This is a genomic window from Pseudomonas sp. BN411, from assembly GCF_029871235.1.
In the GTDB taxonomy this organism is placed as follows: Bacteria; Pseudomonadota; Gammaproteobacteria; order Pseudomonadales; family Pseudomonadaceae; genus Metapseudomonas.
Genome location: NZ_SSOM01000081.1, coordinates 36,663 through 57,547, shown reverse-complemented (window position 1 = coordinate 57,547; position 20,885 = coordinate 36,663). Strand labels below are relative to the sequence as shown.

Genomic DNA, 20,885 nt, shown 5'->3' with positions numbered 1-20,885 from the left:
CGGCCCTTGTAGGATGGGTGGAGCCTGGGCGATACCCATGCTGCGGCGAACGCGATTGATGGGTATCGCTTCGCTCCACGCCATCCTACGGTCTATGCCAACGATCAGGCCCGGCCGCCCTGCTTGACGGTGGTCTTGGGGTATTCGCCGAAGAGCGCGTGGTAGGACTGGGAGAAGCGGCCCAGGTGCCAGAACGACCACTTCATAGCCACTTCGGCCACCGTCATGCCCGACTCGGCGGCGCCCAGCAAGTCGCGGCGAGCCGCATTCAGGCGACGGTTTCTGAGCCACACGATGGGCGGGATGCCGGCATAACGCAGGAAGGATTGCTGCAGGCTGCGCGTCGAGACGCCCGCTTTCGCGGCCAACTCGGTCATCCCGAAGTTCTCTTCGGGGCAATCGTTCACCACTTCCTTGACCCGCTGCACGACCCGTTTGGCCTGGACCATGGAGCGCGAGCGATGCCCGTCGCCCAACGGAGCCTCGCAGAGCAGGGAGAAGCAGTCGGACACGATGGTTTGCGCGACGCCGGGAGCATCCATTTGGTGCTGGCCGCCGGACGCGCCCGTGAGCATGTTGCTGAGCGAGGCCGCGACCGACCTGCAGTTGTCGGATCGAAGCGGCGTCAGCACGAGGTCATTGAACCCATCGAGCGGTTGACCCCACTGCCCCGCCTGCTTGATCACCACCGCCACCTCGCGGTAGTTCTCCGGCGTGACCCAGGCATTGCGGGTCTCGCCATCGAGCAGATAGAGCGTGTTTTCCGACATGTCGAAGCTGAAGACCAGGGCGCCGGGGGGAGCATGGAATTCCTGCTCCACACGAAGGTTCATCTGCTCTTCATAGAGCTCGATCCCCTCGACCTCGGCATGCAGGATTCGCCCCGCGAATCGCCCGGCAGACATCTGCGTGTACTGCTGCTCCCAACCGGGAATGGCTATCCGCTGCTGGTCTACTTCTTGTGCTTCGACAACCCTGATTACCATACCCAGGCCTGCTGGTTTCTTAGGCCCGGAAGGCTATCAACCGCCATGAGCCACGTGCAAGTCGGGAAGCGCGTGGCAGTTACTGATAAGAGGCGCCACGCCCCATCAATTGGGGTTGTGCTCAAGCTCCGTGAGATAACGCCTGCCAGCCTCCACGTCGTAGATGTGGAAGTTGTTCATCATCCGCCCATACAGGTGCAGGCTCACGGCGCGCTCGCGTTCGACGGGAACGCCAGTGATGTGAATGTGATCGGGGTTGGGCACGAAGCTGGTAACCGCACCAGGCGGCAGAAGAATGACACCCCCGCGAACCAGTTCGATTCCCTCATCACGGGAGCGATCTGCAGACAGGCAGACGTAGCTACGCTCCTCCAGCACGCCTTCGACTATCCCCACCACACCCCAACTGCCGTGGTCATGCACGGGCGTCCACTGCCCGGGCATCCACACCAGGGCGTACAGCGACAGGCCGTCGTCCTCGGCCCGATAGATGAGATTGCGCGAGTAGTGCCCGGCATCGCTGCGATAGTGCTCCGGCTCCAGAAAGCCGGGGGCAACGTCGATCAATTCCCGCATGAGCGGAGCCAGGGCCGCCACGCATTCGCAAGGCTCCGACTTCATGCGGCTCAGTTCCGTCGCGCGGTCGATGAATCTGCTCAATATCAAGTTCGGCACGTGCCCTGCCCTCCGAAAGCTCCGGTCGGTCTGATCACGGGCAAAGGGAATTCCGGCTTTCCCGCAACGAAACTCAATGTAGTAGGTTTTCGCGCCGATACCGTCGACCTCTTTAGCTCGGCCTGGATCGTAGGATGGGTTGAGCTTGCGATACCCATCGGCCGAGGTCCGCATGGCTTACGTGCCCCCCCCACCGTGCGTGTCTGCACCAGGGCGTTGGAGGGGGCAACTGCGTTGCCCTTGGCGAATGAATTCGCCCCCACAGATTCCGAGTCAGTCGCCTGCCGAAGCCTCAGCTGACCGGCTCAAGTGCACTGGAAAGTACCACCCGGTTCCGCCCGGCTTTCTTGGCCTTGTAGAGAGCCAGGTCGGCCTCGATCAGCAGGCGCTCGATGCTCAAACCGCTGCCATTCTCGACCACCACGAGGCCGATGCTCATGGTGACCGGGATCGATGTGTGGTTTGGCAGGCCGACCTTGGAATCCGCCACCGTGTGCCGAATACGCTCGGCCACGGCGATGAGTTCTTCGGCGGAGCGGCCCGGAATCAGAATCGCGAACTCCTCCCCACCCAGGCGGCCCAGCAAGTCACTGCCCCGCAGGCAACGCTGGATGCGCCCCGCTACCGCGATCAGCACGGCGTCGCCGGCGGAGTGGCCGTGGGTATCGTTGATCTCCTTGAAGTGATCCAGGTCGATCATCATTACCCCGACGGAGGACGAGACGTCGTTCAGTTGTTCCTGGGCCCTGTCAAGAAAGTCCAGGCGGTTGCTCACGCCGGTCAGGCCATCGCGCGCGGCCATCTGCTTGAGGGTGATCAGCAGCTTGTTATTACTCTGCATCACGCTGGACAGCATGATCGGACCGGGGACGATCAGGAACACGCCAAGCCGGAGGGAGATGAGCAGCGCCTCATCGTAAGGAAAGGAATGGGAAAAGTTGATCAGCATCCAGGCGCTGGCCATCAGGGTGAGCAGCGAGGTGGCGAATACCGAGTAGGTCACCGCGCACCACAGCAGCGCGGGCACCGGAAATGCGATGGCGCCAGGGCCGCCGATGACGATGGCGCCCATGCAGGAGACGAATAGCCCGAACACCGGAAGCATGCCGCGCCAGCGGATCGGTGCGGCGCTGTGGCTCACCATCCTTCGCGTCAGCGCGGCGGGCTCGGGCATGCTCAGGATGACGGGCAGTATGCCGATGTAGTTGGCGAACTCGGTGACGAACCAGAAGATGAAGCCGATCAGCATGCCGCCGCCGAACAACAGCGGATTGGCGACCGCCCCCACCAGTCCGGACGCCGCAGCACCGCACGCACCGGCGATGGCGAGCTGAAGTACCGCCATCGGCTGGCGGATACCCATCACACCCTTGGACAGACGCTTGTAGACCGTATAGGTCGCCGCCACGCCCAGGAGGTTGGCGACGGTGAGAATCCCCGCCTTGAACAACCCGGAGCCGGTCAGCAGGTCCGCAGCGAGGAAGGCCGCTGTCGAGAAGAGCCAGCCAAGCGGGCTCGCCGAGGCCGGCACCCTGAGCATGAAGCCGGCCATGGTGGCGTTGGCCAGCCACAGCGAGGCGAGATGGTTTTCCGGACGGGTGAGGATGCCCAACAAGCACCCGATGAATACGAGCACCGCGAGCGCCAGAGGTGCGCCCAGCTTTCCTTGGTAAACGTGCCAGATACTGCGTTCGTTATTCTTCTGGTCTTCACTCATGGCATGTCCTGGAAACTGCCGACTACTCCGACACTTAGCGTGACTGATGGGCGTAGTGTCAATTTACAATCAGTGAAGACCGACGGGCTGCACTCTGCCATCTCCAGTGGATGGTGGGCTGGCGTGCTGGTTCGAGGGGGCAACGCTGTTGCCCTTGGCGAATGAATTCGCCCCTACAGGGAAAGCGGTTTGGGTATACGGGTTAGTTTGGAGCAGGCCCGTCTGCCCCTCGCCCTGAATCGCGCTGGATGGCTTGGCCCGGCAACTGTAGGGGCGATTTCAATCGCCAAGCAGACCGAAGGGCTGCCCTGGTAGAGCGTTGCGTTTGGCAGAAACCTTCAGGGGCGGTAGCCCTGGGACAGGAGCCAGCCCTGGACCATGCGGCGCTGCGGCTCGGGCAATCCAGCCAGGGCCTGGTTGAGTTCCCCTCGCTTAAGTGCGGCGACGAGGGGCGCGAGTTCGATGCCTTGCAGATGCCAGATACCCAAGGGCTGGTCGGCCGTGATCACAACGTCCACCTCTTCAATCAGGTCGCCGTGAATCACCGGTGCCCGCTCTACCCTCACCTGGCTGAAATCCGCCGGGACGTGCATGGGCTCGGCATCCGGCCAGCTGCGCCGGTCGCGCCAGAAGGGTTGGTCGGGCCAGCGTTGTTCCAGGGCGTAGAAGTCTCGGCCAGTGCGGGCGAAGCGCAGGAAGAGATGCTCTACCCGGCTCTGGTGGAACTGTCGGGCCAACTCAGCTCGGTCAGGGCGTTGCAGCATCGTGTTGATGACGGCCGGAGCCTGCAGCGCAGAGGACAGGGACTGGAAGATGCCATTGCCGGAAAGCGGGTCCACCGCCATCGCCGCATCCCCTACCCGCAACCAGTTGGGGCCGCTGGCCTCATAGAAGAGGATCGCCGTGCTGCTGCGGGCGTGGAGGCTGGCGGGCTCCAATGCGGCGGCGCCGAACAGTTCGCGCACCAAGGCGGATTCGGCGCGGCGCTTGGCGCAGTAGTCCGGCAGCTGGTCCTTGGGCGGCAGGCCACCGGCGTCCTGGGTGATCTGCCAATAGCAGCGGCCATCAGCGAGGCGCGCCATCCAGGCCCAGCCATCGGGCAGGCTTTCCACCGCCGAACCGCGATAGCCCGGCGCCTCCTGCCACTGATTGAGCAAACTGAGGGTTTCCGGCCCGCGCAGGCGGCCGCCGGCCAGCGGTGCTGAACGGCCTCGGGCTTCGACGAGGAAGTCGGCGCGCAGCGGTTCGTTGGAGTCGAGATGGATCAGGTGGCCGGCATCGGTGCTTTCCACTTTCAGCACGCGGGCTTCCAGCGCTTCGATTCCCGCCTCGCGGAGGTCTTCGCGGATGGCCGCATCGAATTGTGGGCGGTCCAGCAGGCATTCCTGGTTGATGGACTGGCCGTCGCCATTCCACAGCACGCGTCGAGGCGACGGCGCGGCTGCACAGGCCAGCGCACGTTGGAGGCCGGCCTGGCGCAGGCCGTCCAGCACGCGCTGGGACACGCCTTCCACCGCCGCAAAGCGCCGCCATTCGCTGGCCACACGCACGGAGTAACCCAGCCGCTTCAGCCCCAGGGCCACCGCCGCGCCGGCCGGTCCGGCGCCGAGTACGACGATGTCAGTCATGGCCACGGCGCTCCGGGCCGATGAAGGTTGCACCGTCCCGTAGCCACTGGAGCACCGCCTCGCGGCTTGCACCAGGCTGGGACCGCAGGTAGCCCGCGATGATCCCGGAGAGTGCCGCGCAGCCCACGCTGGAGCCGGCCACGCCATTGGCGGCGGAGACATGGGCGCCGAAGTCGGCCTGGGGACTGTTCAGCCAAGACCATTGCCCCGGTGCGCAGCGGGCGTCGCCGGTTACACGGATCACGCCCGGATAGGCGGCCGGATACACCGGCTCGCCCTGCGCCGGGCTGGAAGCGCAAAGCAGGATGCCGGAGGCCTGGGCCAGCACGCAGGCCTCGCGCAGCACCGGGCGGTCGTTGCGCAGGCCGAGACTCATGTTCACCAGCGCAACGTCCTGCTCGATCAGCCAGTGCAACGCGGCGGCGACCTGCAGTGGGCTGGTCTGCCAGCGGTCGCCGAAGACCTGGGCAACGCAGAGGCGAATCGGGCCACTTTCGCGAGTCAGGGTGTCCAGTACCACGCTGCCATGACCCAGGGAGTCGGGTTGGGATTCGCCCTCCTGCAACTCCCCGCCGTCCAGCCAGAAGCGCCTGGCCAGTGCGACCTGATCGCCCTGCCCAGGCGCAAAGCCGCTGTCGATGATGCCAATGGCAAGCTCAATGGCCATGGCTCACCTGCTCCGGCTCCAGGCTGTGCAACTGGCCTTGTTCCAGGCGGAAGGCGATCTCGGCCTGGGCCAGGGTGGACGGACGGTGGCTGATGAGAATGCGGGTACGGCCAAAGAAGAGTTGGTCGATGGCGGCGATCACTTCCCGTTCGGTGGCTTCGTCCACCGCCGAGGTGGCTTCGTCCAGCACGAGGATGAGCGGGTCTTGCAGCAAGGCGCGGGCAATGGCGATGCGTTGTTTCTGGCCGCCGGAAAGCTGCTGGCCGCGCTCGCCCAGGGGGCTGTCCAGGCCCATAGGCAAGGATTCGATCAGGCTGTCCAGCCGGGCCAGCCGCGCCACCTGCTCCAGGGCATCGCGCGTGGCCTCTGGGGCACTGTAGGCAAGGTTCTCGGCCAGGGTGCCACGGAACAGAACGATGTCCTGGCTGACCACGGCGATGCGCCGGCGCAGGGCGAAGAGGTCCAACTCGCGCAGGTCCGCGCCGTCCAATAGCACGCGGCCCTGATCCGGGTCGTAGAAGCGTTGCAGCAGGTCGATGAGGGTCGATTTGCCGACGCCCGAAGCGCCGCTGATGGCCACCTTGAGGCCAGCGGGGATCACCGCATCCACCCCGCTCAGCACAGCGCCGGCGCGCTGTTCATGGGCGAAGTGCACGCCCTCAAGGCGCAGCTCTCCCCTGCCCTCCGGCATGGGTTTGGGCGACTCGGGCTGGCGTACCGGCACCGGTTCCTGTTGCAGCTCCATCACCCGGCCAAGGCTGACGGTCATGCGTTGCAGCGCCACGTAGAGGCCGAGCAGGCTCTGCACCGGGCCCACGGCCATGCCGAGATAAGTGGAAAAGGCGATCAGCGCGCCCAGTTGCCAGGTGCCCTGGATCACCCAGTAACCGCCGATGAGGAACGCGCAGGCGCGAGACAGCGAGGTAAGCGTGCCGGGCACGGCGTGGGTGAAGAATTCGGTGACCTGCACCCGCAGCAATTGGCTCATGTAGCCCTGCCCCAGCCCTTCCAGACGGCGCGACTCGCGCTTCTGCTGGCCGGCGGCCTGGATGAATTTCATCGCCGGCAGGGTTTCTACCAGGAAGGACGACACATCCGCCGAACGCTCACGCAGGCTGCGTACTTCGCGCTCTACCTTGCGCCGCATCCAGCGCAGCCAGAGCACTTCGATGGGAATCAACAGCGCCAGCAGCAACGACAGTTGCCAGGACAGCAACAGCATCAGCGCCACCGCGCCGATCAGGCCAATGACACTGGAAACCGCCGAGAACAGCGAATCCACGGCGAAACGCTGGATCTCCGCCACGTCGCCATCGAGCCGGGACAGAATGTCGCCGATGCGCTTGCGGCCGTAGAAGGCTGGCGAGAGTTGCTGGAGATGGCGATAGAGGTCGTCCCGCAGGGCGAAGAGGATGCGCCCGGAAAGCCGCGTGTGCAGGTAGCGGTTGATGCCGGACAGCATCGTGCCGAGGATGCCGACGGCGATCATCGCGACGGCCACCTGCACCAGCTTGCTGAAATCCTTTGCCAGCAGGCCGTCGTCGATCAGGGTCTTGGTCAACCAGGGCTGGGCCAGCACCAGCAACGAGGCACCGAGGGACAGGCCGAGCAGCACCAGAATGGCGCGCAGTTGTGGACGGATGAAGCCGTAGAGCCAGGCCAGGGCACGGCGCAGCAGGTCGGGGTTGCTGGTTTCTACAAGTTTGAGGAAGAGGCGGGTCATGGATTCACTGCCAAAGTGGGCCGTAACCCTGTAGGGGCGAATTCATTCGCCAAGCAGGCCGAAGGTCTGCCTCTGGATATTCGGGGCAACTGCGTTGCCCTTGGCGAATGAATTCGCCCCTACAAGGACCGTTCGCCCCTACAAGGAATTGAGTCATCCCCGCAGCTGCTTCAACTTGCGATACAGCGTCGCGCGGCTGATGCCCAGGGAATCGGCGGCGGCCGAGACATTGCCCTGGTGGCGGTCCAGCGCGCCGCGGATCAGCTCCAGTTCGTTCTCGCGGATGCTGCCCGGCTGGCGGCAGCTGGCGGTCAGGTCGTCCAGCAGGCTGTCGGTGAGGTGGTCGAGGCCAAGCACCGTCTCGCCCTCTTCACGCATGGCCAGGGCCGAGCGCAGGACCATTTCCAGCTGGCGAATGTTGCCCGGCCAGTCGTAGCCGGCCAGCAACTCGTTGAGGTCCTTGTCGAGACTGACGTTGGTAGCGCCGAACTTGTGCAGCACGCTGCCGATCATCCCCGCCAGGTCATCCCGCTCACGCAGGGCCGGCAAGCGCAGGCTGACGCCGTTGATGCGGTAGTAGAGGTCCTCGCGGAAATGCTTGTCCTGCACCAGGCGCTTGAGGTCTCGGTGGGTCGCGCAGATCACCGCAACGTCGATGTCCTGCTCTTCGCCGGCACCGAGCGGCGCCACCCTGCGCTCCTGCAACACGCGCAACAGGCGCGCCTGCAGGCTGAGCGGCATATCGCCGATTTCATCGAGGAACAGGGTGCCACCGTGGGCCTGCATCAGCCGGCCAACCATGCCGCCCCGGCGAGAACCGGTGAAGGCGCCTTCGCGGTAGCCGAAGAGTTCGGATTCGATCAGGCCCTCGGGAATGGCGGCGCAGTTCACCGCCACGAAGGGCTTGTCGGCACGCGGGCCGGACTGGTGCAGCGCGCGGGCCACCACCTCTTTGCCAGTGCCGGTCTCGCCCAGCAGCAGCACCGGCAGCTCGTTGGCCAGCCCCTGACGGGCCATGCGCAGAGCGCGGGCGAAACGGCTGTCGCGGCCGGCCAGTTCTTCAAGTATCTGGGTTTTCTGCGCGGACGGAGCCTTGGCAGCGGGTGCTGGACCACTGAGGTTGGTATGGCGCGGCACCTGCAAGGCGCGGAAGAAGAATTCGCCTTTGGCGGTCTGCACGCTGCTCACCCCGCCCTGCAGCAGGCGTGCGATGAACTGCGGCGAACGCTCACCGATGAGGTCGCTGGACCGCCGGCCCACCAGGGCTTCGCGGCGAATCTGCAGCAGGTCGCAGGCGCGCTCGTTGGCAGCCAGCACTTCGCCATCCAGGCTCAGCGCCAGCAGGCCGTGCCAGGCGCTGCCGAGATATTGCGGGCGGTTGTGGAAGGCCAGCACCAGTTGGTCCGGGTAGCAGAGGCCGAACATGCGGCTCTCGATGTTTCCGGCCGCCAGCATCAGCGTGGAGAGGTTGTCCTGAGGCTGGGCCATGACGCCTTCGCGGGTCAGGTCGAGCACGCCCACCACGCGGCCCTGCGGGTCACGCAGCGGCACCGAGGTACAGGAAAAGGGGCTGAGGCGGTCGAGGTAGTGCTCGCCGCAGTTGATCAGCGTCGGGCGCCCTTCGACCACGGCGGTGCCGATGGCGTTGGTGCCACGCAGGGATTCGCTCCAGCAGCTGCCGGGCTTGAGGTCGCGCAGGCCGAAGGTCTTGAGGTATTCGGTCTGGCCCTCGATGGCGAGGACGTTGGCCTGGGCGTCGCCGAGGATGATCAGCCCGCCCTTGCCCTGCTGGCTGACCAGGTATTCGAGTTCCGGGGTGGCGGCGTCGATCAGCAGGCGATTGCTGTCCAGCAGCAGTTGCAGGTCGTGGCCCTGCTCCAGCCCCACCTGGTCGCCTTCCAGGCAGTTGAGGCCGTGCTCCAGGCTGCGTCGCCAGGAGGCATCGATTTCGTCGCGTAGCACGCCCTGGGGCAGTTCGCCCTCGCTGGCCAGCTTCAGGCGGAACTCCCGCGACTCTTGCAATGGATCGGCAGCGGTTTTTATTCGAATGTCTTGCGCCATCTCTCGCTCCAGCGTGCGCCCCGGCTTGGGCCGGCGGTTGGTCGCACGCCTTGAATGTCTACACCCCCGGCCCGCGTCCGTAAAGAGCGGGCCACTTCCCCCGCAAGGAGCAAGTATCAAGCCATTCCGGCCGTCGCTTGCCGTTGCGGTGCGTAGTTGACAGTCAGGTTGGCACAGGTTTACGTTAACGTAAAGGTAAACACAGAGACGGCCCCTTCCATGCCCACCACCTACAGCATTTCCGACCTGGCCCGCGAACTGGATGTCACCACCCGCGCCATCCGCTTCTATGAAGAGCAAGGCATGCTCAGCCCGGAGCGCCGTGGCCAGGAACGCATCTACAGCCCGAAGGACCTGGTGGCGCTGAAGCTCATCCTGCGGGGCAAGCGCATCGGCTTCTCGCTGGCCGAATGCAAGGAACTGATCGACCTCTACGACCCCAGCAGCGGCAACCGCAAGCAGTTGGAAACCTTCATGGGCAAGATCGCCGCGCGCCGCGCGCAGCTTGAACAGCAGCTGTTGGACATCCAGCAGATGCAACTGGAACTGGATACGGCCGAGGAACGCTGCCTGGCGGCCATGGCCGAAACCGAACGCAAACAGGGCGTCAATGCCTGACCCCTCCCCCACTCACCGACAATGACAAGCACAGGTGTAACGATGAGCTATCCCACCCTCAACTTCGGTCTCGGCGAGACCATCGACATGCTGCGCGACTCCGTCTACCAGTTCGCCCAAGCCGAACTGGCTCCGCGTGCCGCCCAGATCGACCGCGATAACGAGTTCCCCATGGACATGTGGCGCAAGTTCGGCGACATGGGCTTGCTGGGCATGACCGTGGAAGAGGAATACGGCGGCACCAACATGGGCTACCTGGCCCACGTGGTGGCCATGGAAGAGATCAGCCGCGCGTCCGCCTCGGTCGGCCTGTCCTACGGCGCCCACTCCAACCTGTGCCTCAACCAGATCCGCAAGAACGGCACTCACGAGCAGAAGCTCAAGTACCTGCCCAAGCTGTGCTCCGGCGAGCACGTCGGCGCGCTGGCCATGAGCGAGCCCAACGCCGGCTCGGACGTGGTGTCGATGAAGCTGCGCGCCGAGAAGAAAGGCGACCGCTACGTGCTCAACGGCAACAAGATGTGGATCACCAACGGCCCGGACGCCAACACCTACGTGATCTACGCCAAGACCGACGTCAACGCCGGTTCGCGCGGCATGACCGCCTTCATCGTCGAGCGCGACTACAAGGGCTTCTCCCGCCACCAGAAGCTGGACAAGCTGGGTATGCGCGGCTCCAACACCTGCGAGCTGGTGTTCGAAGACGTCGAAGTGCCGGAAGAGAACATCCTTGGTGCGGAAGGCCGTGGCGTGGCCGTGCTGATGAGCGGCCTGGACTATGAACGTACCGTGCTCTCCGGCGGCCCGACCGGGATCATGACCGCCTGCATGGACGTGGTGCTGCCCTACGTGCACGAGCGCCAGCAGTTCAAGCAGTCCATCGGCGAATTCCAGTTGGTGCAAGGCAAGCTGGCCGACATGTACGCCGGCATGAACGCCTCCAAGTCCTACCTGTACAACGTGGCCAAGGCCTGCGACCGCGGCGAGGAATCGCGCAAGGACGCTGCCGCGGTGATCCTCTACACCGCCGAAATGGCCACCAAGATGGCCCTGGACACCATCCAGCTGCTCGGTGGCAACGGCTACACCAACGAGTACCCGGCCGGCCGCCTGCTGCGCGACGCCAAGCTCTACGAGATCGGCGCCGGCACCAGTGAAATCCGCCGCATGCTGATCGGCCGCGAGCTGTACAACGAAACCCGCTGATCGCCACACCTCGCTCCTGTAGGAGCGAGCTTGCTCGCGAACAAGCATTCGCCAGCAAGCTGGCTCCTACAGGAAAGCGCCGGTACAGACACTCGACGGAGCGCGCCAGATGGCCATCCTGCACACCCAGATCAATACCCGTTCCCCGGAGTTCGCCCGCAACAGCGCGGCGATGCTCGACCAGGTCGGTGCCCTGCACACGCTGCTCGGCCGCATCCATGAAGGCGGCGGCGCCAAGGCCCAGGAACGCCACACCTCGCGCGGCAAGCTGCTGCCCCGCGAGCGCATCAACCGCCTGCTGGACGCCGGCTCGCCCTTCCTCGAAATCGGCCAGTTGGCCGCCCATGAGGTGTATGGCGAAGACGTACCCGCCGCTGGCGTGGTGGCCGGCATCGGCCGCGTGGAAGGCGTGGAATGCATGATCGTGGCCAACGACGCCACGGTGAAAGGCGGCTCCTACTACCCGCTGACCGTGAAGAAGCACCTGCGCGCCCAGACCATTGCCCAGCAGAACCGCCTGCCGTGCATCTATCTGGTGGACTCGGGTGGCGCCAACCTGCCGCGCCAGGAAGACGTGTTCCCCGACCGCGAGCACTTCGGCCGCATCTTCTTCAACCAGGCCAACATGAGCGCCATGGGCATTCCGCAGATCGCGGTGGTCATGGGCTCCTGCACCGCCGGCGGCGCCTACGTGCCGGCGATGTCCGACGAAACCATCATGGTGCGCAACCAGGCCACCATCTTCCTCGCCGGCCCGCCGCTGGTGAAGGCCGCCACCGGTGAAGTGGTGACCGCCGAGGAACTGGGCGGCGCCGATGTGCACTGCAAGACCTCGGGCGTGGCCGACCACTACGCCGAAAGCGATGAACACGCCCTGGCCCTGGCACGCCGCAGCATCGCCAACCTCAACTGGCGCAAGGCCGGCGAGCTGAACCTGCGTGCCCCACTCGCCCCGCGCTTCGCCAGCGATGAGCTGTACGGCGTGATCCCGGCCGACGCCAAGCAACCCTTCGACGTACGCGAAGTCATCGCCCGCCTGGTGGACGACTCCGAATTCGATGAGTTCAAGGCGCTGTTCGGTACCACCCTGGTGTGCGGCTTCGCCCACCTCCACGGCTACCCCATCGCCATCCTCGCCAACAACGGCATCCTCTTCGCCGAAGCCGCGCAGAAAGGCGCGCACTTCATCGAACTGGCCTGCCAGCGCGGCATTCCGCTGCTGTTCCTGCAGAACATCACCGGCTTCATGGTGGGCAAGAAGTACGAGGAAGGCGGCATCGCCAAGCACGGCGCCAAGCTGGTGACAGCAGTGGCCTGCGCCAAGGTGCCGAAGTTCACCGTGATCATCGGCGGCAGCTTCGGCGCCGGTAACTACGGCATGTGCGGCCGAGCCTACGACCCGCGCTTCCTGTGGATGTGGCCCAACGCGCGCATCGGCGTGATGGGCGCCGAACAGGCCGCCGGCGTGCTCACCCAGGTCAAGCGCGAGCAGAGCGAACGCGCTGGTCACAGCCTGAGCGCCGAAGACGAAGCTCGCATCAAGCAGCCGATCCTCGAGCAGTACGAGCGCCAGGCGCATTCGTACTACTCCAGCGCGCGGCTGTGGGACGACGGCGTGATCGACCCGGCGCAAACCCGCGACGTGCTGGGCCTGGCGCTTTCCGCCAGCCTCAACGCCCCGATCGAGCGGACCACCTTCGGCGTGTTCCGGATGTAACCCCTGCTTGCGACCGGTGGAGCCATCGTAGGAGCCAGCTTGCTGGCGAACCCGGGTTCCACCGCTGATCGCGAGCAAGCTCGCTCCTACAGGAGAGCACGATGACCGACTTCAACACCCTGCAACTGGACATCGCCGACAACGGCGTCGCCACCCTCTGGCTGAACCGCCCGGAGAAGAACAACGCCTTCAACGCCGGCATGATCCGCGAACTGATCCTCGCCCTGGACGCCGTCAAGGAACATGGCAAGGTGCGTTTCCTGATCCTGCGCGGCCGTGGCCGACACTTCTCCGCCGGCGCGGACCTGGCCTGGATGCAGGAATCCGCCCAGCTCGACTACAACGCCAACCTCGACGACTCCCGCGAGTTGGCCGAGCTGATGTACAACCTCTACCAGCTCAAGGTGCCGACCCTGGCCGTGGTGCAGGGAGCCGCATTCGGCGGTGCACTGGGCCTGATCAGCTGCTGCGACATGGCCATCGGCGCCGTGGACGCGCAGTTCTCTCTGTCCGAAGTACGCATCGGCCTGCTGCCGGCCGTCATCAGCCCCTTCGTGGTCCAGGCCATCGGCGAGCGCGCCGCGCGCCGCTATGCCCTGACCGCCGAGCGCTTCAGCGGCGAGCGTGCCCGCGAACTGGGCCTGCTCGCCGAGTGCTACCCGGCCGAGGAGCTGGATCAGGCCGTGGAGAGCTGGACCGCCAACCTGCTGCAGAACAGCCCGCAGGCCATGAGCTCCACCAAAGACCTGCTGCGCGAAGTCGGCAGCGGCGTTCTCTCCCCCAACCTGCGCCGCTATACCGAAAACGCCATCGCCCGTATCCGCGTAAGCCCCGAAGGTCAGGAGGGCCTGCGCGCCTTCCTGGAAAAACGCAAACCGTCCTGGCAGGAGCAATAACAATGATCACCACCCTGCTGATCGCCAACCGCGGCGAAATTGCCTGCCGCGTGATGCGCACCGCCAAGGCGCTGGGCATCCGTACCGTCGCCGTGCACAGCGCCATCGACCGCAACGCCCGCCATGTCCGCGAGGCCGATATAGCCGTGGACCTCGGCGGCGCCAAGCCGGCCGAAAGCTACCTGCTGGTGGACAAACTGATCGCCGCCGCCAAGGCCAGCGGCGCCCAGGCCATCCACCCCGGCTACGGTTTCCTCTCCGAGAACGCCGGTTTCGCCCGCGCCATCGCCGACGCCGGCCTGATCTTCCTTGGCCCGCCGGCCACCGCCATCGATGCCATGGGCAGCAAGTCCGCCGCCAAGGCCCTGATGGAAGCCGCCGGCGTACCGCTGGTGCCCGGCTACCACGGCGAAGCCCAGGACCTGGAAACCTTCCGCACCGCCGCCGAGCGCATCGGCTACCCGGTGCTGCTGAAAGCCGCCGCTGGTGGTGGTGGCAAGGGCATGAAAGTGGTCGAGCGCGAAAGCGAGCTGGCCGAAGCCCTGGCCTCCGCCCAGCGTGAAGCCCAGTCCGCCTTCGGCGACTCGCGCATGCTGGTGGAGAAGTACGTCCTCAAGCCGCGCCACGTGGAAATCCAGGTGTTCGCCGACAGCCACGGCAACTGCCTCTATCTGAACGAGCGCGATTGCTCCATCCAGCGCCGTCACCAGAAGGTCGTCGAGGAAGCCCCCGCCCCCGGCCTCTCGCCGGAAATCCGCAAGGCCATGGGCGAGTCCGCCGTCCGTGCGGCCCAGGCCATCGGCTACGTCGGTGCCGGCACCGTGGAATTCCTGCTGGATGAACGCGGCGACTTCTTCTTCATGGAGATGAACACCCGCCTGCAGGTGGAACACCCGGTCACCGAAGCCATCACCGGCCTGGACCTGGTGGCCTGGCAGATTCGCGTCGCCCGTGGCGAAGCGCTACCGATCACCCAGGAGCAAGTGCCGCTGATCGGCCACGCCATCGAAGTGCGCCTCTACGCCGAAGACCCGGACCAGGACTTCCTGCCGGCCAGCGGCCGCCTCGCCCTCTACCGCGAAGCCAATGCCGGCCCCGGCCGCCGCGTGGACAGCGGAGTTGCCGAAGGTGATGAAGTCTCCCCCTTCTACGACCCGATGCTGGCCAAGCTGATCGCCTGGGGCGAAAACCGCGAGGAAGCACGCCAACGCCTGCTGGCCATGCTCGATGAGACCGCCGTGGGCGGCTTCAAGACCAACCTGGCCTTCCTCCGTCGCGTGCTGGCCCACCCCGCCTTCGCCGAAGCCGAGCTGGACACCGGCTTCATCGCCCGTCACCAGGAGCAGCTGCTGCCCACCCCGGCCGCCCTGCCCCCGGCCTTCTGGCAGGTAGCCGCCGAAGCCTTCCGCCAGGGCGAAGCCGGGCGTGTGCGCGGCGATGACCCGCACTCGCCGTGGAGCCGTAACAGCGGCTGGCGCGCCGGCCTGCCGAGCGAAACCGACCTGCATCTGACCTGCGGCGACGAGCGTCAGGTGGTCCGCCTGCGTGGTGCCGCCACCAGCCCGATCCAGCTCAAGGGCGAGCAGATCACCCTGGAACAGGACGGCCTGCGCCGCCAGCACCTGGCAATCCGTCGCGGTGAAAACCTTTACCTGGAATGGAACGGCGAGCTGCGCAGCGTCACCCGCGTCGACCCCATCGAGGAAGTGGAAGCCAGCCACGCCCACCACGGCGGGCTGACGGCGCCCATGAACGGCAGTATCGTGCGCGTCCTGGTGGAAGCCGGGCAGAAAGTCGAAGCTGGCACCGCGCTGGTTGTGCTCGAAGCCATGAAGATGGAACACAGCATCCGCGCGCCCCACGACGGCGTGGTCAAGGCGCTGTATTGCAACGAGGGCGAGCTGGTCAAAGAAGGCACCGCGCTGGTGGAGCTGGAAGAGATCAGCGTTTGATCGGCTTTCGGTAGGATGGGTGGAGCCCCGCGATACCCATCGCGGGGTTGATGGGTTTCGCTCCGCTCGCGGAACGCCGCCCGACCCATCCTACGGTCGTGAACTCCGGTGAATTTGAGAGATGACGCAATGAACATTCCCAGCAAGGTCCGCCTGGTCGAAGTCGGCCCACGCGATGGCCTGCAGAACGAGAAGCAACCCATCAGCGTCGCCGACAAGGTGCGTCTGGTGGACGACCTCACCGCCGCCGGCCTCGGCTATGTCGAAGTCGGCAGTTTCGTATCGCCCAAGTGGGTGCCACAGATGGCAGGCTCCGCCGAAGTCTTCGCGCAGATCCAGCGCAAGGCTGGCGTCACCTACGCGGCCCTGGCACCGAACCTCAAGGGATTCGAGGCGGCCGTGGAGGCCGGGGTGAAGGAAGTGGCGGTGTTCGCTGCCGCGTCCGAGTCCTTCTCGCAGAAGAACATCAACTGCTCCATCGCCGAGAGCCTGGAACGCTTCGTCCCTGTGATGGAAGCGGCCAAGGCCAACGGCATCAGCGTGCGCGGCTATGTGTCCTGCGTGCTGGGTTGCCCCTATGACGGCGAGGTGCCCGCCGAACAGGTGGCTGCCGTCGCCGCCGAGCTGTACGCCATGGGCTGCTACGAAGTCTCCCTGGGCGACACCATCGGCACCGGCACCGCCGGCGCGACCCGCCATCTGATCAACGTGGTGGGCACCCGCGTGCCGCGCGACAGGCTCGCCGGCCACTTCCACGACACCTTCGGCCAGGCCGTGGCGAACATCCACGCCAGCCTGCTGGAAGGCATCGCCGTGTTCGATAGCTCGGTCGCTGGCCTCGGCGGCTGCCCCTATGCCAAGGGTGCCACCGGCAACGTCGCCACAGAAGACGTGCTCTACCTGCTCAATGGAATGGGCATCGAGACCGGTATCGACATGGGCAAGCTGGTGGACGCCGGCCAGCGTATCTGCGCGGTGCTCGGCAAGGAGAATGGCTCGCGGGTTGCGCGGGCGATTCTGGCCAAGAGGGGCTGACCTCAGCTCGCGATTCGCCCCTCTTCTGTGGGGGCGAATTCATTCGCTAAGGAGCGCGTAGCGCTCCTATTGCTGTGTCCATTTGAAGCTCTGGCCAGGTGATCAGCATTTCCCCCTCACCCCAACCCTCTCCCTCAGGGAGAGGGGGCTGTCCGTGCGACCTGTGACCAATAGGGCTCACATCAGCTCGTAGGGTGGGCTTCAGCCCACGTGGCTCGTTGATGGTGGGCTGAAGCCCACCCTACCTGCCTTGCACGCGTTACGGCATCACCGGCGGCACATACGTCAGCGTCGTCCCCAGCGCCCACAGCAACACCATCACCAGCGGGATATGCACCAGCAGCTGGACGAAGGAGAAGCCGATCAGGTCGCGCGCCTTCAGGCCCAGCACGCCCAGCAATGGCAGCATGTAGAAGGGGTTGATCAGGTTCGGCAGCGCTTCCGCGGCGTTGTAGATCTGCACCGACCAGCCCAGGTGGTACTGCAGCTCGTTCGCCACCTGCATCACGTAGGGCGCCTCGATGATCCACTTGCCACCACCGGACGGGATGAAGAAGCCCAGCACAGCCGAATACACGCCCATCAGCAGCGCGTAGGTGTCGTGGTTGGCGATCTGCACGAAGAAGGTGGAGATGTGGTGCGCCAGGGTCTGGCCATCGCTGCCGTTGACGGTGGTCATGATGGCGGCGATGGAGCCATACAGCGGGAACTGGATCAGCACCCCGGTGGTGGTCGGAACGGCGCGGGCCACGGCGTCGAGGAAGCTGCGCGGGCGCCAGTGCAGCAGCGCGCCGGCCATGATGAACAGCAGGTTGTAGGTGTTCAGGCCGGAGATGGCGGTGATCGCCGGCTTGCTGGCGAACTCCTGGGCCAACCAGCCGCCGGCCAGGGCCACCAGCAGGATGATCAGCAGCGGGCTGTGTTCCAGCCATTCGCCCGGACGGGTCGGCTTGACCTGGGGCGGCGCGGTGAAGCTCGGGTCAATGCCGCAGGCCTTGGCGTCACGAGCACTGGCAGCGCTGGGTGCGGTCATGTAGGCGATCACCAGGGACACCACGATCAGCGCCAGCAGCATCACACCCGACTGCCAGAGGAAGATGGTCTCGGTGAAGGGAATCACGCCGGTGATGGCAAGGATGGACGGCGGCAGGCTGGCCGGGTTGGCCTGCAGCTGCGCGGCCGAAGAGGACAGGCCCAGCGCCCAGACCGCGCCCAGGCCCAGGTAGGCGGCGGCACCGGCGGCGCGGTAATCCATCTTCAACTCTTCACGGCGGGCCAGGGCGCGCACCAGCAGGCCGCCGAACACCAGGGAGAGGCCCCAGTTGAGCAAGGACGCGACCATCGAGATCAGCGCCACCCAGCACACGGCGGAGCGGCCGTTCTTCGGCACGCGGGCCAGCAGGTCGATCAGGCGCGAGGCCGGGCCAGAGCTGGCGACCACGTAGCCGCCGATGACCACGAAGGCCATCTGCATGGTGAAGGGAATCAGGCTCCAGAATCCGTCGCCAAAGGCCTTGGCGGCCTGGCTGGCCGGTGCACCCATGCCCAGCGCGGCCACGGTGACAAGCAGTACGGCGACTGCGGCGAAAACCCAGGAGTCGGGGAACCAACGTTCCGCCCAGGCGGAGCAGCGCATGGCAAAGCGGGCTGAACGGCTTTCTTGAAGTGTGGTGGCCATCGGGTACCTCGGGAGTGTTGTTTTTATCGGCATTCACCCAGCCAGGGCCGGGTGCCGGGACAGTGGTCTTGAAAAGAATCCGAGGGTCTTTGCCCTCTTTTCTGTCTGAAACAACGACGCCACGCCCGGGAGGGGCATGGTGAGGTCGGGTGCCCGTGACCTTTCAGCCGTGGGCTCTTGCGTGATGGCCTTGCGAGAACCAGGTGGGCCCGGTCCATTGGAGCTTTCTAGTTATGGGTGGAGCTTCCGTAGGTTGGTCCGAGCCTGCGAGGCCCAACGGTTGGACTCGTTGGGCTTCGCTTCGCTCTGACCAACCTACGGGTAGTGCGATACGGAACTAGCGCTCGATGGCCAGGGCTACGCCCATGCCGCCGCCGATGCACAGGGTCGCCAGACCCTTCTTCGCATCGCGCTTGATCATTTCGTGCAGCAGGCTGACCAGTACGCGGCAGCCGGAAGCACCGATGGGGTGGCCGAGGGCGATGGCGCCACCGTTGACGTTGACCTTGGCCATGTCCCAGCCCAGTTCCTTGCTGACCGACAGGGACTGCGCGGCGAAGGCTTCGTTGGCTTCGATCAGGTCGAGGTCGTCGAGGCTCCAGCCGGCCTTGTCCAGGCAACGACGGGTAGCGGTGACCGGGCCGATGCCCATGATCGCCGGGTCGACACCGGAGTTGGCGTAGCCAGCGATGCGCGCCAGTACCGGCAGGCCCAGGGACTTGGCCTTCTCGGCGCTCATCAGCACCACGGCGGCGGCGCCGTCATTCAGGGTGGAGGCGTTGCCAGCGGTGACGCTGCCGTCCTTCTTGAAGGCGGGCTTCAGCTTGGCGAGGGAGTCGGCGGTGGTGCCGGCGCGCGGGCCTTCGTCGGTATCGAAGGCAATGGGGTCGCCCTTCTTCTGCGGAATCAGGATGGGAGTGATCTCATCCTTGAAACGGCCGGCCTCGATGGCGGCGGCGGCTTTCTGCTGGGAAGCGGCGGCAAAGGCGTCCTGCTGTTCGCGGGTCAGGCCGTACTTCTCCACCAGATTCTCGGCAGTGACGCCCATGTGGTAGTTGTTGAAGGCGTCGGTCAGGCCGTCGTGGATCATGGTGTCCAGCGCCTTGGCGTGGCCCATGCGCATGCCGGTACGGGCGGCCGGAAGGATGTAGGGAGCCAGGCTCATGCTTTCCTGGCCGCCAGCGATGATCACCTCGGCATCGCCGCAACGGATGGCCTGGATGCCCAGGTGCAGGGCCTTGAGGCCGGAACCGCAGAGCTTGTTCAGGCTCATGGCCGGTACTGCATGTGGCAGGCCGGCGAGGACGGCAGCCTGGCGCGCCGGGTTCTGGCCGGCACCGGCGGTGAGGACCTGGCCGAGGATCACTTCATCGATCTGCTCACCCTTGAGGCCGGTCTGCTCCAGCAGCTGGCGGATCACGGCAGCGCCCAGTTCATGGGCGGGAATGTTGGCCAGCGCGCCCTGGAAGCTGCCGATGGCAGTACGGGTGGCGGCGACGATTACGACGTCTTGCATGGGGATCTCCATTTGATCCGTAGGAGCGACCGTGCTCGCGAGTCGAAACGATCTTCGCGAGCAAGCTCGCTCCTACCTAAACATTGAAAAAACCGCGCCGGAGGAGAGCCATGCGTGGTGGCCTCCTCCAGAGCGGCAGAGCAATCAGAACGTCATTTCAACCACGTCGTCCGGGACGATCAGGCGGCCGGCGGTCTTCTCGGCGATCTCGGCGATGCTCACACCCGGCGCGGTTTCACGCAGGATGAAGGCGCCATTCTCGATTTCCAGGTAGGCCAGGTCGGTCAGCACCTTGCGGATGCAACCGGCGCCGGTCAGCGGCAGCGAGCAGCTTTCCAGCAGCTTGGACTCACCGTCCTTGGAGGCGTGGGTCATGGTGACGATGATGTTCTCGGCACCGGCCACCAGGTCCATGGCGCCGCCCATGCCCTTGACCAGCTTGCCCGGGACCATCCAGGAGGCGATGTTGCCCTGCACGTCCACTTCGAAGGCGCCGAGCACGGTGAGGTCCACGTGACCGCCGCGGATCATCGCGAAGGACTCGGCGGAGGAGAAGATCGAAGCACCTTTTACCGCGGTGACGGTCTGCTTGCCGGCGTTGATCATGTCGGCGTCGACTTCATCTTCGGTGGGGAAGGCGCCCATGCCCAGCAGGCCGTTTTCGGACTGCAGCATCACTTGCATGCCTTCGGGTACGTAGTTGGCGACCAGGGTCGGAATGCCGATACCCAGGTTCACGTAGTAGCCGTCTTTCAGTTCGCGGGCCACGCGCTGGGCCATCTGTTCGCGGGTCAGTGCCATGTCGGTTTC

The 20,885-nt window shown here is 65.5% G+C and carries 16 protein-coding genes; 6 read left to right on the top strand and 10 right to left on the bottom strand.

Translation table 11 applies throughout. From position 1 onward, the window contains the following. Positions 1 to 104 precede the first annotated feature (104 nt). The 7 genes from E8F06_RS24695 to E8F06_RS24665 form a co-directional block, all read right to left on the bottom strand. Positions 105 to 986 carry a helix-turn-helix domain-containing protein gene (locus E8F06_RS24695; RefSeq protein ID WP_280371944.1) on the bottom strand — a complete coding sequence of 294 codons (882 nt, stop codon included), beginning with the start codon at positions 984 to 986 and terminating at the stop codon, positions 105 to 107. A 105-nt stretch (positions 987 to 1,091) separates the two neighbouring features. Then, the gene (locus E8F06_RS24690; RefSeq protein ID WP_280371943.1) at positions 1,092 to 1,607 is read right to left on the bottom strand and encodes a cysteine dioxygenase family protein; all 516 of its coding nucleotides are present in this window, start codon (positions 1,605 to 1,607) and stop codon (positions 1,092 to 1,094) included. A gap of 346 nt (positions 1,608 to 1,953) precedes the next feature. After that, a complete protein-coding gene (locus tag E8F06_RS24685) occupies positions 1,954 to 3,378 on the bottom strand; it encodes a diguanylate cyclase (protein WP_280371942.1) in 1,425 nt (474 codons plus the stop codon). Between the two features lie 338 nt (positions 3,379 to 3,716). Then, positions 3,717 to 5,006 carry a lycopene cyclase family protein gene (locus tag E8F06_RS24680; protein ID WP_280371941.1) on the bottom strand — a complete coding sequence of 430 codons (1,290 nt, stop codon included), beginning with the start codon at positions 5,004 to 5,006 and terminating at the stop codon, positions 3,717 to 3,719. Beyond that, a complete protein-coding gene (locus E8F06_RS24675; RefSeq protein ID WP_280371940.1) occupies positions 4,999 to 5,673 on the bottom strand; it encodes a peptidase S8 and S53 subtilisin kexin sedolisin in 675 nt (224 codons plus the stop codon). Before E8F06_RS24675 ends, E8F06_RS24680 begins: the two co-directional genes overlap by 8 nt. Beyond that, entirely contained in the window at positions 5,663 to 7,396 is a 1,734-nt protein-coding gene (locus E8F06_RS24670) for an ABC transporter ATP-binding protein (protein ID WP_280371939.1), read from the bottom strand. Before E8F06_RS24670 ends, E8F06_RS24675 begins: the two co-directional genes overlap by 11 nt. A gap of 153 nt (positions 7,397 to 7,549) precedes the next feature. Further along, complete coding sequence (locus tag E8F06_RS24665; RefSeq protein WP_280371938.1) at positions 7,550 to 9,457, bottom strand: sigma-54-dependent Fis family transcriptional regulator; 1,908 nt, start codon at positions 9,455 to 9,457, stop codon at positions 7,550 to 7,552. Between the two features lie 219 nt (positions 9,458 to 9,676). On the opposite strand from E8F06_RS24665, the gene E8F06_RS24660 reads away from it, so the two are divergent. The 6 genes from E8F06_RS24660 (at position 9,677) to E8F06_RS24635 (ending at position 16,881) form a co-directional block, all read left to right on the top strand. After that, positions 9,677 to 10,075: a MerR family DNA-binding transcriptional regulator gene (locus E8F06_RS24660; protein WP_280349630.1), complete on the top strand. Its 399-nt coding sequence runs from the start codon at positions 9,677 to 9,679 to the stop codon at positions 10,073 to 10,075. A gap of 42 nt (positions 10,076 to 10,117) precedes the next feature. Continuing rightward, a complete protein-coding gene (locus E8F06_RS24655) occupies positions 10,118 to 11,281 on the top strand; it encodes an isovaleryl-CoA dehydrogenase (protein WP_077526199.1) in 1,164 nt (387 codons plus the stop codon). A 109-nt stretch (positions 11,282 to 11,390) separates the two neighbouring features. Then, complete coding sequence (locus tag E8F06_RS24650; RefSeq protein WP_280371937.1) at positions 11,391 to 12,998, top strand: carboxyl transferase domain-containing protein; 1,608 nt, start codon at positions 11,391 to 11,393, stop codon at positions 12,996 to 12,998. A 101-nt stretch (positions 12,999 to 13,099) separates the two neighbouring features. Continuing rightward, complete coding sequence (locus E8F06_RS24645; protein WP_280371936.1) at positions 13,100 to 13,894, top strand: gamma-carboxygeranoyl-CoA hydratase; 795 nt, start codon at positions 13,100 to 13,102, stop codon at positions 13,892 to 13,894. Between the two features lie 2 nt (positions 13,895 to 13,896). Then, the gene (locus tag E8F06_RS24640; protein ID WP_280371935.1) at positions 13,897 to 15,846 is read left to right on the top strand and encodes an acetyl/propionyl/methylcrotonyl-CoA carboxylase subunit alpha; all 1,950 of its coding nucleotides are present in this window, start codon (positions 13,897 to 13,899) and stop codon (positions 15,844 to 15,846) included. A 129-nt stretch (positions 15,847 to 15,975) separates the two neighbouring features. Then, a complete protein-coding gene (locus E8F06_RS24635; RefSeq protein WP_280371934.1) occupies positions 15,976 to 16,881 on the top strand; it encodes a hydroxymethylglutaryl-CoA lyase in 906 nt (301 codons plus the stop codon). Positions 16,882 to 17,140: 259 nt separating this feature from the next. On the opposite strand, the gene E8F06_RS24630 is transcribed toward E8F06_RS24635, so the two are convergent. From E8F06_RS24630 to E8F06_RS24620, 3 genes are all read right to left on the bottom strand, one after another. Then, positions 17,141 to 18,559, bottom strand: a complete 1,419-nt coding sequence (locus tag E8F06_RS24630) for a TIGR00366 family protein (protein ID WP_280371933.1) — start codon at positions 18,557 to 18,559, stop codon at positions 17,141 to 17,143. Positions 18,560 to 18,896: 337 nt separating this feature from the next. Continuing rightward, positions 18,897 to 20,075, bottom strand: a complete 1,179-nt coding sequence (locus E8F06_RS24625) for an acetyl-CoA C-acetyltransferase (protein ID WP_280371932.1) — start codon at positions 20,073 to 20,075, stop codon at positions 18,897 to 18,899. A gap of 144 nt (positions 20,076 to 20,219) precedes the next feature. After that, positions 20,220 to 20,876: a CoA transferase subunit B gene (locus E8F06_RS24620; RefSeq protein WP_179059794.1), complete on the bottom strand. Its 657-nt coding sequence runs from the start codon at positions 20,874 to 20,876 to the stop codon at positions 20,220 to 20,222. Between the last annotated feature and the right edge of the window lie 9 nt (positions 20,877 to 20,885).

Excerpts from the sequence above, each read along its gene's own strand:
- E8F06_RS24695 (WP_280371944.1), bottom strand. The coding sequence starts at position 986 with ATGGTAATCAGGGTTGTCGAAGCACAAGAAGTAGACCAGCAGCGGATA.
- E8F06_RS24665 (WP_280371938.1), bottom strand. The coding sequence starts at position 9,457 with ATGGCGCAAGACATTCGAATAAAAACCGCTGCCGATCCATTGCAAGAG.
- E8F06_RS24625 (WP_280371932.1), bottom strand. The coding sequence starts at position 20,075 with ATGCAAGACGTCGTAATCGTCGCCGCCACCCGTACTGCCATCGGCAGC.
- E8F06_RS24660 (WP_280349630.1), top strand. The coding sequence starts at position 9,677 with ATGCCCACCACCTACAGCATTTCCGACCTGGCCCGCGAACTGGATGTC.
- E8F06_RS24620 (WP_179059794.1), bottom strand. The coding sequence starts at position 20,876 with ATGGCACTGACCCGCGAACAGATGGCCCAGCGCGTGGCCCGCGAACTG.
- E8F06_RS24635 (WP_280371934.1), top strand. The coding sequence starts at position 15,976 with ATGAACATTCCCAGCAAGGTCCGCCTGGTCGAAGTCGGCCCACGCGAT.
- E8F06_RS24655 (WP_077526199.1), top strand. The coding sequence starts at position 10,118 with ATGAGCTATCCCACCCTCAACTTCGGTCTCGGCGAGACCATCGACATG.
- E8F06_RS24650 (WP_280371937.1), top strand. The coding sequence starts at position 11,391 with ATGGCCATCCTGCACACCCAGATCAATACCCGTTCCCCGGAGTTCGCC.
- E8F06_RS24630 (WP_280371933.1), bottom strand. The coding sequence starts at position 18,559 with ATGGCCACCACACTTCAAGAAAGCCGTTCAGCCCGCTTTGCCATGCGC.
- E8F06_RS24640 (WP_280371935.1), top strand. The coding sequence starts at position 13,897 with ATGATCACCACCCTGCTGATCGCCAACCGCGGCGAAATTGCCTGCCGC.
- E8F06_RS24675 (WP_280371940.1), bottom strand. The coding sequence starts at position 5,673 with ATGGCCATTGAGCTTGCCATTGGCATCATCGACAGCGGCTTTGCGCCT.
- E8F06_RS24645 (WP_280371936.1), top strand. The coding sequence starts at position 13,100 with ATGACCGACTTCAACACCCTGCAACTGGACATCGCCGACAACGGCGTC.
- E8F06_RS24680 (WP_280371941.1), bottom strand. The coding sequence starts at position 5,006 with ATGACTGACATCGTCGTACTCGGCGCCGGACCGGCCGGCGCGGCGGTG.
- E8F06_RS24690 (WP_280371943.1), bottom strand. The coding sequence starts at position 1,607 with ATGAAGTCGGAGCCTTGCGAATGCGTGGCGGCCCTGGCTCCGCTCATG.
- E8F06_RS24670 (WP_280371939.1), bottom strand. The coding sequence starts at position 7,396 with ATGACCCGCCTCTTCCTCAAACTTGTAGAAACCAGCAACCCCGACCTG.
- E8F06_RS24685 (WP_280371942.1), bottom strand. The coding sequence starts at position 3,378 with ATGAGTGAAGACCAGAAGAATAACGAACGCAGTATCTGGCACGTTTAC.